At 61.4% G+C, this 13,997-nt stretch carries 11 protein-coding genes and 1 pseudogene; 1 reads left to right on the top strand and 11 read right to left on the bottom strand.

Features of this window, described 5'->3' with window-relative positions; genetic code table 11:
* Positions 1–474: 474 nt before the first annotated feature.
* The 11 genes and pseudogenes from N1058_RS16495 to N1058_RS16445 form a co-directional block, all read right to left on the bottom strand.
* Positions 475–1,011 (bottom strand): invasion associated locus B family protein, encoded by a 537-nt coding sequence (locus N1058_RS16495; protein ID WP_265518698.1) that lies wholly within the window; start codon positions 1,009–1,011, stop codon positions 475–477.
* The gene (locus N1058_RS16490) at positions 1,008–1,487 is read right to left on the bottom strand and encodes a DUF4189 domain-containing protein (RefSeq protein WP_265518697.1); all 480 of its coding nucleotides are present in this window, start codon (positions 1,485–1,487) and stop codon (positions 1,008–1,010) included. The genes N1058_RS16495 and N1058_RS16490 overlap by 4 nt, the downstream gene beginning before the upstream one ends.
* 10 nt (positions 1,488–1,497) lie before the next feature.
* Positions 1,498–2,178 carry a hypothetical protein gene (locus N1058_RS16485; RefSeq protein WP_265518696.1) on the bottom strand — a complete coding sequence of 227 codons (681 nt, stop codon included), beginning with the start codon at positions 2,176–2,178 and terminating at the stop codon, positions 1,498–1,500.
* Between the two features lie 14 nt (positions 2,179–2,192).
* Complete coding sequence (locus tag N1058_RS16480) at positions 2,193–2,768, bottom strand: invasion associated locus B family protein (protein ID WP_265518695.1); 576 nt, start codon at positions 2,766–2,768, stop codon at positions 2,193–2,195.
* Positions 2,769–2,775: 7 nt separating this feature from the next.
* Positions 2,776–6,591 carry a YadA-like family protein gene (locus N1058_RS16475; RefSeq protein ID WP_476739415.1) on the bottom strand — a complete coding sequence of 1,272 codons (3,816 nt, stop codon included), beginning with the start codon at positions 6,589–6,591 and terminating at the stop codon, positions 2,776–2,778.
* Between the two features lie 89 nt (positions 6,592–6,680).
* Entirely contained in the window at positions 6,681–7,520 is an 840-nt protein-coding gene (locus N1058_RS16470; RefSeq protein WP_265518693.1) for a hypothetical protein, read from the bottom strand.
* Positions 7,521–7,810: 290 nt separating this feature from the next.
* Positions 7,811–8,530, bottom strand: coding sequence for a helix-turn-helix domain-containing protein (locus N1058_RS16465; protein ID WP_265518692.1), 720 nt, complete (start codon positions 8,528–8,530; stop codon positions 7,811–7,813).
* A gap of 524 nt (positions 8,531–9,054) precedes the next feature.
* Entirely contained in the window at positions 9,055–9,252 is a 198-nt protein-coding gene (locus tag N1058_RS16460; RefSeq protein ID WP_265518691.1) for a hypothetical protein, read from the bottom strand.
* Between the two features lie 309 nt (positions 9,253–9,561).
* Positions 9,562–10,908: an IS5 family transposase gene (locus tag N1058_RS16455; RefSeq protein ID WP_265518690.1), complete on the bottom strand. Its 1,347-nt coding sequence runs from the start codon at positions 10,906–10,908 to the stop codon at positions 9,562–9,564.
* A 660-nt stretch (positions 10,909–11,568) separates the two neighbouring features.
* Positions 11,569–11,697 (bottom strand): annotated as a pseudogene (locus N1058_RS16450) (transposase); the annotation flags it as partial.
* Between the two features lie 86 nt (positions 11,698–11,783).
* On the bottom strand, positions 11,784–12,083 hold the full coding sequence (locus tag N1058_RS16445) for a hypothetical protein (protein ID WP_265518689.1): 300 nt from the start codon (positions 12,081–12,083) through the stop codon (positions 11,784–11,786).
* A 140-nt stretch (positions 12,084–12,223) separates the two neighbouring features.
* Here N1058_RS16445 and N1058_RS16440 point away from each other — a divergent pair, with 140 nt between their 5' ends.
* Entirely contained in the window at positions 12,224–13,915 is a 1,692-nt protein-coding gene (locus tag N1058_RS16440) for a hypothetical protein (RefSeq protein ID WP_265518688.1), read from the top strand.
* The last annotated feature ends 82 nt before the right edge of the window (positions 13,916–13,997 follow it).

Here is a 13,997-nt window from a genome sequence, read left to right as displayed (position 1 = left end):
TTCTTCGCCCACCCAACTCTTCCCCATGTCCGCACCCCGTTTGTTGAAGGTGCCAGATAAGGAATCATGGCCGATTCCACGTGATCAAGTGAAAACTGCAACCTAAGGACTTATGGGTAACTTCAAGCCAGCCAAGAGCAAACCCGCTTGCGGGAGGGCGCGGGTTCGTACTTGCGTCGTCAACGGAACGGCTGCTTGTTGCTAACCAGGTTCCGATAGCGGACGGGGCCATTCCGACCCCGACTCTGCCATCCGCGGGAGCCGAGCGAATGACAAGTTTCGGGCGGCGACGGAAGCACCCTTGATGGCGACAATAAGGTCGACTGCGGAACGGCGGCTTGCTCAGTTTTTCGGCCAGAACCGGACAGGCGGCAAACGGCTCAAAGCTCCGTTGCGCTTGCTATCGATTTACCATCCACACCATCGCCGTCTTGTGGCCTGTCTTCTCATCGCCCGCCTGGGCTCGTCTTCTCCTCAACGTGCGCTTAACGCTGCCATGCGATCGAGCGCTGCGGTCAGGCCGCGGAGGGACACCGGGAAGGTCAGCTGAGTTTCGGCAACGGTTGTGACATTGAGCTTCAGAACCGTGCCTCCTCTCATTCCCTCAAGCGTCGGCGGATCGATCGAAAAGACGGCAAGGCACCCTGTGGGCAGGCAGGTCCTGAACCGCAGCAGGGGCAACGGCGGCTGGTCGTCGATCTGCGGCGTCACGCCGGAATCGAGCAAGATGCCGAAGGGCAGAAGTATGGTGGCGGTTGCCGAACCGTCCGCGCGCCCCTGCATCTCTACCGCAAGAATCCTGTGGCCGTTCTGCTGCACCTGATCTTGCGAGAGCGAACAGACCCTCGTGTTCTCCTGAACGGAGCAGGCCACGCTCCAGTCCTGATATACCTCGTGGAGGGAGGACGCTCCGTTCGGAAGTGCCGCCACCTGTTGCTGAGCCGATGCGGGCGACATCAATGAGAATATGATTGCCCCGCACGCGGAAGCGGCCCTCGAACGAAGCCTCATGTACATACCCACTCGCGAATTGTGCATTCTTCTCCGGCCCGCTCGCAGATCTGTAGCGCGAGATCTTCGGCTTCCCTGCGGGTTTGTGCCGCCTCTGCACCCCAGCTGGCGGGTCGGCCGGTCGTCTCCCCGCCCACGGCGAGCGCGCCGCAGTGGTGATACGGAAATCCGGTTTCATCGTTGTCATCCCAATGACGATGGTTGCGGAACACGCTTACAACGACGCACGCGTTGCCCCCGTCCCGCTCGCAGTGCTTGAGTGCAATGTCCATTGCCTCTTGCCGCTTGTCGGCGCCCCAAAAGAAGCCGTGCTTCTCGTCCACCTCTGAGTAGGCAATCGCCGCCCAGATGCCGCGTTCCTCTTGAGGCGGCGGAACCGGTACTTCCGCCGCTGTTGTGGGGAGATCGGCCGCGCCGAGCAGCCCGGTGCACATCAACAGCATGCCGATCGCCGCAATGGCAGACCATGGTTTCATTTTTGCCCCCTTATTTTCCGGCCGCCGAGGCCACGGAAATGACGACGCAGCTGTTGCCAGCAGGCAGTAGCATCGCGCTGCCCCCGCCATTGGCAAGTTCATAGATGCCGATCTGCCCGAGATTGTTGACGAGCTTGCTTCCTTCCGGAAGCACGGCCGGAATTTCTGCGCAGGCGGCAGCGAAAGGCGCCACGCGGACCATTGAGCCTTCGCAAGCGGATGCGGTAGGCGCGGCGAATACGACGCCTGCCGCCGGACCGCTGTAGCCTTCCGCGGCATAGTTCATGCCAACCAGTGCTTGCACGGCGTGCTCGTCGGCGGCCTCGTTGTTCCAGATCGACTGAACGCTATAGGTCGTGCCGTTCGTCAGCAGCTCCCCGAGAACCGGAAAGACGGTGGAGCAGGATTGCAAACCGGCCTGCTTGGCGTGCTGCAGGAAAGGCGTATCGGCCAGCGTTTGGCTGGCTTCGTTGGTCTTTGCCACAGCCGGCTGCGATATGAAATTCCGAACCACATCGTATCGCACGGCGGTGAAGCCGGCGGCACCGACGGCGGCAACTGCGAGCAGCGAGAAGACCGCCGTTCTCAACCAACTTCGGCTCGGCCTGCTTCGATCGACGACACCGTCCCGAACGGCATCCTTGCTCTGGTTCCGGGACATTATCCGATCGTGGATCGACCGTTGATTCATCGAGGGCATCTCCATCAATTTATGGCCTCAACGGCTTCAGAAAGGCCCTTGAGGGTCGCGGTCACGCTGATTGTCCGCCCATCCGTCGTGGGATAGGAGACGGCCGGTACCGCGTCTTTCGAAATCTGTTCACGCATGATGGGACCGACCGGCAGCATGCCGACGCACACCGCTTGATTGCAGCCGTCCAGTTGAACTTTGACCGGTTCCTCGCGCCCCTCGAATTTGAACGAGACCAGACCGTCTGTCTTTGCGACGGGTGCTGTCCGCAAGATCATGTAAGGCTTTCCCTCTTGCGTGGCGGCAAGCGACCAACTGAAAGCCAGCTGTCCAGCCTGATTCTCGATCACCTGGGTTACGTTGCAGATACGCTGGCGTTTTTCCAGGTTCTCATCGCAGATCAGCGTCCAGTTCTCGAACGGCCTGATTGTCCGCTGATAATCCCCCAGCTTCACGTCCTGAGGTATTGCTACCTCGGAGGGCTTGATACGAAAGCCGGCAGAAATCGTCTCCTGCCCGGCCGCATGCGAACCGGACAGGAAGAGGCAAGCCGTGACAATCGGGACGGCAGGGGCCGCTTGCCTGAACATAACGGCCTCAGTTCAGAGTGAAGCTGAGACCCGCGCCGACGCCCCAGTGTCCATCAGTCGTCGTTCCCGACAGATTCGCGCGGACACGTCCGTTTTCACTGGTGTAGCCGGCACCGAAGGCAAGTGCGGCTTCCCTCCGCCAGTAGCCTCCCCCCATGGCCACACTGAGCTTGCCGGGACGATCGTCGTAGCGGAGCGATGCCGCTGCAAGCCCTATGGCAGCGGCCTGTCTCGCCTCGGCCCGTATGTCACCGTAGGCCTGGTTGAGCTCGCTGAACTTCTGGTCGGTATAGTCATTAGCCTGACCCAACGTCGTTGCCGCAACCTGGTCCGTATAATCGTTCGCCGTCTCGACGGCGAAGGACCTGGCCTCATTCAGCTGCGCAACATTGACGGCGTCGGTGTTGGCGACGCCTGCCCCGACATTCGAGATGACGACCGGCGCACTGGGATCGCCGCCCTCAAGGATCACATTGTTGGTCCTTGTCACCGATCCGTCGGGGTTGGTGACGGTCTCATAGGCGACCGCATTGTTGGCAATCGTTCCAACATCGCCGATCTCGACGGACAGGTCATTGAGCGCTTGGTTCGTGGCGTATAGCTGTGAGCCGTTGATGGCGTCGGTGCTGTCTGCCGAAATGCGCCCGGCTGCGACGTTGGTGATGGTCCGTTCGGCGCCGGCGTCGCCGACGCTCACGGTGCCAACCGGGGCGGCGCCGGCAAAATCGTAGGTCTGGCCATTGATGGTCGTGCCGGAAGTAGCCACCGTGGCCTGCGTCACCGATCCCGCGCCAAGGGCGACGCTGTTGGCGTGGTCGCTTTGAGCGCCCGCGCCGATGGCAACGGATTGAATGCCCGCCGAGCGAGAACTCGTGCCGAGCGCAATGCCGTCGGCCAGCATGACGTGAGCGTTCTGACCGATGGCCGTTCCGCCCGGCGCGATCTGGTCGACGATCGCGCCATTGCCTATGCCGATGCCGTTGTCGCCGTTGACCACCGTCGTCGGGCCGACCGCAATCGACTCCGCGCCGACGGCAAGGGAGTCGCCGGCCGTCGAATTGGCATGGAAATACATGGACGGTGTCGTCGCGACCGAGGCGATGGCGCCCTGGAGCTGACGGATCGTCACCGCGTCCTGGGCGTTCGTGCCGTCCGCGACATTGGTGATCTGCCGGTATGAGGTGTCGGTGCCCACCGAGACCGCGCCAAGGAGTGTCTTGTCGGTCGTATTGTATTCGATGATCGCCGCCCCGACCGGAATCTGGCCGGTGACCGGAGCCAGCGCGCGATCGGCGACCGATCCGGAACCAAGCGCAACGCCGCCCGCGATGCTGGCCTGGCTGTCACGGCCGAGCGCGAGCGAATTGTCGGCCACGGCCGTCGCCTGATAGCCGACGGCCGTGGAGGCGATTCCCTGGGCGGAAGAATCCGCGACCGGCAGCGTACGGTCGTTCGTGCGCACATACCGGATGCCGTCGCCATTGGCGTCGGTGTAGGCCGCCGAGGTGTCGCCGGCGATGTTGTTGATCGTGTTGCCGAGGTTGGTGATGTTGCCCTCGGCCGTCGTCACGCGCCCGTCGAGATTGGTGACGTCGCCCTCGACCGTTGTCACGCGTCCATCGAGATTGGCGATGTCAGTCGTGTTGATCGTCACCTGCTGGTTGGTCGCGAAGAGCTGCGATCCGTTCACCGCGTCGGTCGAGCTGTTCGAGAGCCGCCCCGCCGCGACGTTCTGGATCTGGCGCTCGGCGCCCAGAGCGCCGACAGAGAAAGCGCTGGCCGGCGTCCCACCCGCGAAGTTGTAGGTCGTGCCGCCGATAACCGCGCTGGACACCACGGTCGTCGCGCCCGACACGGCGCCGGAGCCGATGGCGACGTCGCCGGCGTTGTTGGCCACCGCGTTCGGCCCGATCGCGACCGAATCCGTCCCCAGCGCCTGTGAATCCGGCAGAGCCGAGTTGGCGTGGAAATACTTGATGCCCGCGCCGTCGTTGATGTTGTTCACGGTCGTGGCCAAGCTGTCGACCGCCTGGTTGGTCGCATAGAGCTGCGAACCATTGATGGCGTCGGTCGAAGTGCCGCTGATCCGCCCGGCCGCGACATTGGTGATGGTGCGTTCCGCCCCCAGCGCGCCCACGCTGACCGTCGACGTCGGCGTCGTACCGGCGAAATTGTAGGTGGTGCCGTCGATCACCGCACTCGGCGTGCCGACGGCGACACCCGTCACCGAGCCCGAACCGAGTGCGACATCGCCAGCGTTGTTCGCAATCGCCGTGTCGCCGAAGGCGACCGCGCCCGCCGCCAGCGCGCTTGAGGTGTTGCCGATCGCGACCGAGCCCTGGCCGATCACGGTGTTCTGATAGCCGATGCCGACCGCGCCCTGCGCCGCCGTGCCGGGAGTGCTGACGGCCTGTCCGCCGCCGCCGACCATATTGGTGTTACCCATCGCCACCGAACCGTCGCCGGTCGCGGTGTTGTCCTTGCCCTGCGCGATAGCGCCGGCCCCGGTCGCGGTGTTGGGATCGCCGATGGCGACCGCGCCGTCGCCATTGGCGATGTTGCCGAAACCGATCGACACCGCCTTGCCGCCGGTGGCTGTCGCGCCCGTGCCGATGGCGACCGCGTCCACAGAATCTGCCACCGCGGCATTGCCCATAGCGATGGCATTGTCGGCGGACGCCATGGCGTTGTAGCCGATCGACGTCGTTGTGTTGCTGGCAATGCCGATGCCCGCATTGGTGCCGATCGCGATATTGTCGTTGCCGGTCACCAGATTGCCCGCGGATGCTGCGAGCGTGCCGTCGTAAGTGACGGAACCGTCGCCGGTTCCCATGGCGACGTTGCGCGCTCCCGAGACGCCGGAGCCGGCGCCTCTCAGAACGCTTGCGATACCCCCGCCGACAGCGGAGTTCTGCCCGCCGCTGACGAGCGTCCCCGCCGCGATGCCGACCGCAACAGAGCTGGCATTGCCGGTGGTCGAACCAGAGCCCGCCCCCTGCCCGACAGCAACCGTGCTGTCGCCGACGGCCACCGCTTGCGCGCCGAGCGCAAGAGCGCTGTTTCCTGTCGCCCGGGCGGTGTTGCCGATGGCGGTGGCGGCAAGACCCGTCGCCTGGGTTGCACGCCCCATTGCGATAGTGTCGGCCTGAGACGCCGTCACATCCGTGCCGATCGCGATGGCGCTCTGCGCGAGAGCGCCTGTTCCCGCAGCGGTGCGTGCTCCGAGATAGATGGAGTTGATTGCGGATGCGGTCGATTGGAAGCCGATGGCCACAGCATTTTGCTGGCTGGCAGCCGCCAGCCGGCCTCCGGCGAACGAAAACATGCCGCTCGCCGTGGAGGCGACACCGACCGCGGTGGAGTTCGATCCCGAAGCAGTGGCGGCGGTGCCCAAGGCGCTGGCGCCGGCAGAGGTGGCACTGGCGTTGACGCCGAGCGCGACCGCGTTGATGTGGCTTGCGACCGTGTTGACGCCCAGCGCCATGCCGCCATCGCCCGTGGCTCGCGAATTCAGGCCGAGGGCGATCCCGTAGAACCCCGTCGCATCGGCATCGTAGCCGATCGCGACCGAACCGTTCACGCCTGAAGCGGTGGCGCCGCAGCCGAGCGCCGTGGCCATGGCCACGGCGCTCGTGGTCAGGCCGCAAGCCGGGTTGGCCAACGTGCCGTTGCCGATGGCGACCTGCGCGGAGGCCGCTTGCGGGGCTATGATTCCGGCGGCGGCGAGCAACGCCCTGGATACCGTGCCAAAGCCCAGCGCCCCGAGCCCTAGCCGCTTGCGGCTTAGGCCGAGCGCACGGTGCGCCAAGCGCAGCACCGCCATCAGCCTGCGGCGCTGCCAGCGGCTGTCGCCGCCGCCCGAAACCCAGTTGCCGACAAATCCGCGACGGGATTCCCTCTCGATGCCTACGGTCATTTCGCGTTGCCCTCGTTGTTGCCCGGGCGCTCTGTTGCCGCATCCGCCCCGGCGGTCAAGTCTTCGAAGTTGGAGGTGGTTTCCTGAAGAGCACGCCCCATCTTCGCGCCCTGGCTCTCGATCAGCGCGCAGGCGCTCGCAAGCCATGGCTGCGTGGGTTCCGGAACAGTGTGCAGGGCAGCGTGGGCCCGCTCCGGAGGAAGCTTGACCGCCGTCACCGCGCGACAGAGATCGAAATGAAGGGCCGGTTCGCGCTCGGCGTATGCCGGAGAGGTCAACCCAAGCACGAAACAGGCAAAGAGGTAATCGATCTCAGCGTCGGTGATCCCGCCGGCATACCGGCGCTGCAGCGCAATCCAGGCCGCTTCAGCCCTTGGCGTGAAGATTTCGGTTTCCGGGAACCGAATGTCCTCGGAAATTTCAACAGGCCGCACTGAATGATTATTGGAGAGATCCACAGCCCACCCGAATGATATCCCGCGTTGAGCATATGGCACACCGCGACGGGATGTATTTTTGAATATTCTGAAATCTTTGTAGGAAACTCCGATTTCTAATCGCCCAGGCAGCTTGTGTAGCAGCTCTGGCGCGCAGACTTTCGGGCTGCCAACGGCCACGGATACATTGTCGCGGCGAACTTGGGGCGCGGCGATAAGACGATCAACCGTTCCGAGGGGCGGTGGCCGAAGCTCGGCATGGCCTGCGCCGAATTCATAGCCGGCCAGTTCGAGCAGGTTCTTGGATCGCGGGCGACAATCCCAGGTTTCCGGGCACGTGACCGCTCCGCACGCCCGCCGACGTTCGTCGGGTAACCACAATCGTACCGACAGGTGCATCGTACCCCTGCAGTCTGTCACTTGCGAGCGCTGGACGTAGGGCCGGCGCTGGAATCACTGCCGCAAAATGGCATTCCGCCAGCGGCATCGACGCGCCGATTCGCGGATGGAATGGATGAGGCTGCCCCGAAGCATCGCCATTCGCGGATCAGCACGCGTGCTATGACATTACGGATGGGGGCCTGTAGTTGCTGCCAGGTGGAGCCCGTCACGGATTCCAGCAGGTCGTCCGACAAATGCAGGACCTGCTCAGGAGCGGGTCGCCACTGCCACCGAAACTCCACCCACGATTATCTTCCAAATCGTAGCTCGGTCGGTGTTTTCCCCCTGTACTTCTTCATAGTGATGGCCAAGTGACCCTGATTTGAAAATCCAGCCAGATAGGCGATTTCCGCAAGCGTAAGCTCGCCCTCCCTAAGCAGCTTTTCCGCGAAAGTCAGGCGCAGGTTGATCAGATAGCGATGCGGCGGCATTCCAAATGTCTTGGCAAATGCGGCGATGAAATGGTTCGGTGAAACGCCCGAGACCGACGCAAGTTCTGCAACCGCCAATTTTCGGGTAAAGTTCTCATTTATGAATTCCCGCACACGCCGCGCACTGCTGGGAGAGAGCCCGCCCCTAATCGGCACAGGCTGTCTCTTGCGACTTGTGTAGGTACGAAGCAAATGAACGCCGAACTGGGTGACCAATGAGTCCAAATAGAGCTCATTCGGGGCCACCCCCCCGCTCAACTCAGAAGTGATTAACCGGGCAATATCGAACGCTCGAGGATCGACAGTGCCGAAGGCGGGCGGCTGAAGCTCCACATCGGCGAGATCGAACTCATGAGCAGCCAGATCCGACAGCGCTTCGGGAGATATGGAAACGACGGCATTTTCCCTGGTCGCCGACCAGGCGAGGCTGCTATCCACACCAGCTGGATTGATAACGAGGCTCCCGATGGGGGCATCGAATTCCTCGATCCGGTCGCTGCCAAGCGAGGCCCTCAACTTGCGGATGGGCGCAAGCACGATTCCCGCAGCATGTTCTTTAGCCAGGAATTTCTGCGATCCGGGGCTACGGACAGAGTGTATCACGCTCCCCCGCGTCATAATTCTTCTTGGCCCCGCGCTTTCAGGAATTATGTCTACGACGTGCCGGGCGGTCCGTTCCTCATCTGCGGCTCGGGAACCGCCGCGTCCCCGGACCTCCTCGGTTTTTTGCATACCCGTTAGCCTCAGCCGTGTTGCCGTCCGACCGAAATCCCATGCTTGCAGATTAGCAGGGGTTCAATTCGTTCCCTCAACTATTTCTTTCCCATCCCCTTGTCGTCCCATTTCTCCATACGAACACTGTTCTTCGTTGGGAAGAGGTCTTCTAGCCCAAGCGATAGATCTTGCATAAATTTGGTAAACATACACGACAGGCTGCTCTGCATTGCACGCCCATGCACTGATGTCATGGATATTTTGACAGATTTGCAAATCGGCGTGCGGAGAAGATCGGCAACCGGTCAATCATGGGTCATGAATATGCTCCGGCGTCCTTCTGATCTCTAAAGATCAGTGCGACCGGTCTCATAAAATTCCCATGCGAGTTCTACTATAACCAGAAGAACATCCTTCCGGTTCCACCCCGCCGCTTCCGCCGATTGGACGATTTCACGGATAACAGGCAGCAATTGGCGCTCGCATTCAGCCGACAGATCGGCGGCGTCACCCACTGGTGGACCTTTGAAGTGAAATTTCACCATCGAGCGCTCCCTTCGCTCGTGAATTTGCTATCCGATGTCTGTCTCGGAAATTTTATTCCTTCTAATATACATAAATCCGGAGAAAATATAAAATTTTCTTGATTGCCGGTGGCGAACGGAACAACGTCAAATCCCGCCGGATCTGCGGCTCGACTAAAAGCTTTCTTGTGGTCTAGCGTCATTTTTCCGACCTGACGCGGAAATTTGTCGATGTCGTATGTCCGAAATGCAGCGGCCAGCTTCTGGCCGGATTCGTCCTCGCTCGCCAGCAGGCAACCAGGTATTAGTCGATCGTGAACAATCCGGGTTCTAAGCGGCGGCCTGCATCGGCCGGAATTGAAGCACAGCGATCAAGAGCGACAAAAACACCTTCAGCCACCTGAGGAGGAGGGAGAAGTTGTAGCCGGCGGCGGCCAGGATGGCGTTGATGGCATCGCCTTGCGCGTGGGCGAGGTAGTTGCGGCCCATCCTGTGTTCGCTCTTGATATGGCCGATCACCGGCTCGACGGCGGATCGTCGTCGCATCTGGCGCTTGATGGCCGGCGTCACGCGACGCTTCTGGCCGGCGGTGAAGACCCTGAATCTGTGGCTTTGCGGCGCATTGTGGCCGCGGTAGCCGGCGTCGGCGAGGATGCGCTCGATCTCGGCGCCGACGGTGTCTTGCATCGCGGGGATGACCGTTCCCAGCGTATGGCCGTCATAGGGGTTGCCAGGAAGGGCCATGGCGTGCAGGGCGAACTGGCCGCCCTTCGAGCGCTTCAGCGTGGTGGCGATCGAGACCTTGACGCCGAACTCGTAGGGCGCGTGCGCCTTGCCCTTGCCGATGCACTCGACCTCATGGGCGTGCAGGCTGTAGATCTTGCGGCCGCGCTGGCGCTGCCTCTGCTCGAGAACGGTGGAGGCCTGGTAGAGCGGCCACTTGAAGACCGCGTCCAGCTCCGCATCGCCGGCGATCTGGCGCTTGATGTCGCGGATGGTCCGCCCGAGATAGGTCTTCAGCTTGCGCAGGGCCTTGCCGGCCCGCTTGAATTGCTTGGCGTGGGCATAGCGCTGATGCTTGATCAGCGCCAGCTTTCCGACCCGGACATAGGACTGGCGCAGGTCGAGCCCCGTCTTCTTCGCCAGCCGCACCAGCCGCTCGCGGGCACGATGGATAAGCTTGGCGTCGGTCGGGAACATGACGTTCTTGGGCTGCACCGTCGTGTCGACGATGACCCGCCGCGTGTCCTGCGGCTTCATCGCGCCGGTCTTCACCGCCACCGCAAGGCTTTCCTGCAGCAGGGCCGTGATCCGCTCCTCGCCCATGCGCTGACGCCAGCGCGTCATCGAGGAGCGGTCAAACGGCAGTTCATGCTGGAAGAACTCCTCGCCGCACAGGTATTGCAGATAGGGATTCTCGATCCAGCGCTCACACAGTGCCTCATCCGACAGGTCGAAGGTGTGCTTGAGGATCGCCAGCCCGGCCATCAGCCGTGTCGGCAAGGGCGGCATGCCCGGCCCGTCGGAATAGACCGCGCCGAAACGCTCTTCCAGCACCGGCCAGTCGATGGCCTGCGTCAACCGCACCAGCTCGTGCTTCATGTTGAGAATCTGATCAAGGCGGGCGCGGAACAGATCCTGTTCTCCCGTCTCGCGCCGCTCGCGTGGTTTGCCCATCGCCTGGCTCTCCGATTCACCGCGATAAAGGCAGTGAATCATGCTTCGCCGGGCAGGAAAACCACAAACTGGAATTGCAAGGAAACGACCCACAACCAGGCTGTTTCCTGCAATCTCGAAAACAACACTGCAGCCATTTTCTACGGAATATCAGTGGCTTCCGGATTCTTCACGGCCGACGTATTAGTCCCGGCATCTGATGGATTTCGAGGGATAACCTGCAAAATCCTGGCGCTCGCGAAAGATGGTGGCGTTGCGATACCATCCTACCACGCGTCGACCCCGCTCATCGGGGTGAGTTGCCGTCCAGATGACGTCGGTTCCCTCAATTGAGTCTCCGTTCCCTCCAAATTTCTCAAGTCGGATTTGACGATCATTCTCCCCATGAACCGTCTCTATGTGCCCATAAACGTAGCCGTCTGGACACGGTAAGAAATTGCAGACTTCGCGGCCGAACTCATTTTCATGCACCCACCTCCCGCCGCCAACGATCTTGTCAGGTTTGCCAGCAAGGCCCTCATACCGATTCATCCAGCCGATGTTACAGAACAGCATTGATGGCCTCCCCACGAACAACTGCTCGGACGGTATTCGAGCCAGAGCCTTCTGGTCAATTTGCGGGACGCTTTCGGCCAGCGTTCACGCAGCCTCTGGCGCAGGCCGGTTGCGCCAGGTGTAGAAGGTTGCGTCGCTGATCCCGTATTTGCGGCACAGCTCCGCCGCCGAAAGCCCCGCCTGGTGCTCCTTCAAAATGCCGATGATCTGCTCGTCCGAAAAGCGCGATCTCCTCTCTCCAAGAACAGACTAAACGCAAAGCGAGGACCTTTCAGGGGAGTACGTCAGGCCAGACCGCTTTCTTCTGCAGCCTGCAGAAGTCACCGAGGTGGCCGGGAATCGATGCGCGATTGGGCCGCCAGCTTCTCACGCAGCGTCTCTTCAAGCTCGCAGACCAGTCTCTGGATTATATCACGCCACTCGGCGCTTCTGGCCGCACGTATCGACGGCGGAAGCTGATCGACCTTCGACAGCGCGGCCTCAGCTTCCGCGAGTTCCTCACACATATCGCGAAAGGCCGGATCCGCCTCGATCTTTCGACGGATTGGTAGTTCGAGCTCTGGAAATCGACGCACCGCCGCCGATATCGCCGCTCGCACAGTCGTAGCCTTCTTCTCCATCTCGTGCCTCACGCTGGCGGGAGGCTACGCACAAACCCGTTGCTGGTACAAGAAGCGGAATGTAACTTACAGGGCGACTGCGTCGTTGCGGCGAATCGACAGCGGTATTCAGGCAGGTAGCGGACGGAGGGGCAATTTGCGTGGAATTGAACGCACATGAAGGGGCGGATTTTTCTGTCGAAGACTGCCAGGCGCAACTTACGCGTATTCTCAGTAGCGCAGACTTTCATGCAACTGATCGCGAGCGTCGGTTCCTCAGCTATGTCGTGGGCGAAACTCTGGCGGGGCGCAGCAATCGCATCAAGGCTTATTCGATAGCGGTGGAGGTGTTCGAGCGTGACGCGTCTTTCGATCCGCAGGCAGATCCGATTGTGCGCATTGCAGCTGGCCACCTTCGCAGATCGCTCGAGCGATACTACCTGACTGCAGGCCAGGCCGATCCCATTCTCATCGACATCCCGAAGGGTGGATATGTTGCCACCTTCTCACCACGCAACACCCCGAGCCCCGCAACGGAAGAACCCACCTCCGCGACCGCCTCCAAGCGTTTGCGGCCACGCCCACTGAGCAAGCCCCGGCTCATAGCCGCAGTCGCCATGCTGGCCGCTGCTGCGATCGTATTGGTCGTGTGGTCTTATTCTTCACGGCCTTCCCTGAGCAGGCCGGAGATCCCGCATTTGCTGGTCGAGTGGTTCGACGACATGGACGGGTCGGAGGAGGCTGTGGCCCTGGCCCGTGGGCTTACACAAGAGGTCATAAGCCAGCTCTCCAAATTCAGGGACATTGTCGTGGTTCACCCGTTCGGCCAGATGGGACCGGACGTACGCTACGTGGTCGCAGGAAGCGTGGATATGTCTGCCGACACCTTCCGGTTTCGGGTTCGTATGTTCAATCGCGCGGACGGATCAGTGCTCTGGGCACATAGCTACGATGGCAGGACAACAGTTTCCGATCTTTTAAAGGTTCAAGCCGACATCGCTGCCAATGTAGCGACAAACCTGGCACAGGCCTACGGCGCAATATTCGAGGCGGACGCCAAGCGTGTTGTCCCCAATGCTCCCGAAGACCGGGCCGCATATTTTTGCACACTTTCCTATTATTCATATCGGGCCGGCTTCGATCCCGAAACGCGTCCGTCCGTCCGTTCTTGTCTCGAGAAGGCTGTCGGCCGCTTTCCCGCATACGCAACCGCCTGGGGACTTCTATCGCTGATCTACATTGACGAAGTCAGGTTCCATTTTCCGTTCGATACCGTGAACTCCGAACCGTTGATCGATCGTGCGCTCGCTGCTGCCCGCCGCGCAGCGGAATTGGAGCCGACCAATGTCCGGGCTCTCCAGGCGCAGATGCTCGCTCTCTACTTCAAGGGGGAAATCGATGCGGCCATGAGAGTGGGACGCCGCGGCATGACCATCAATCCCAACGACACCGTATTTTTGGGCGAGTACGGGTATCGGTTGGCCTTGTCCGGAAATTGGATGGAAGGGTGCCCGTTGGTCGAAGAAGCGCGTAGGCGCAATCCGGGGCCTTTCGCCTACTATGAGGTGGGATTGGCCATGTGCGCCTATTTCAGCGGCGACCTTCAGCAGGCAGCCATGTGGATCAGAAAGGCAAACGTTCCAAGCAACGCGCTCTATCATCTGATCGCCGCCGCGATCTTTGCCGAAGGAGGCTATGCGGCAGACGCCGAACGCGAGCGTGTCTGGCTCATGGAACACGTACCCGCCTTGGTAACAAATGTTCGGCATGAAGCGCTGTTACGATTCGGCCGTTCGGAAGATGCCGAAATATTTCTCGGTTCGCTCAGGAAAGTCGGGCTTGGAATTCCCTGATCGACGCCTCTGATGCATCGCTCTTCTTCGCGTTCAATACAGTAAATTACCTTCCCCTGCGACAATACCTCCCCAAAATGAG

Source organism: Nitratireductor luteus (genome assembly GCF_026162365.1).
Lineage (GTDB): Bacteria > Pseudomonadota > Alphaproteobacteria > Rhizobiales > Rhizobiaceae > Chelativorans > Chelativorans luteus.
The sequence above is the reverse complement of the archived record's forward strand: the minus strand, read 5'-3'. Positions and strand labels throughout refer to the sequence as shown.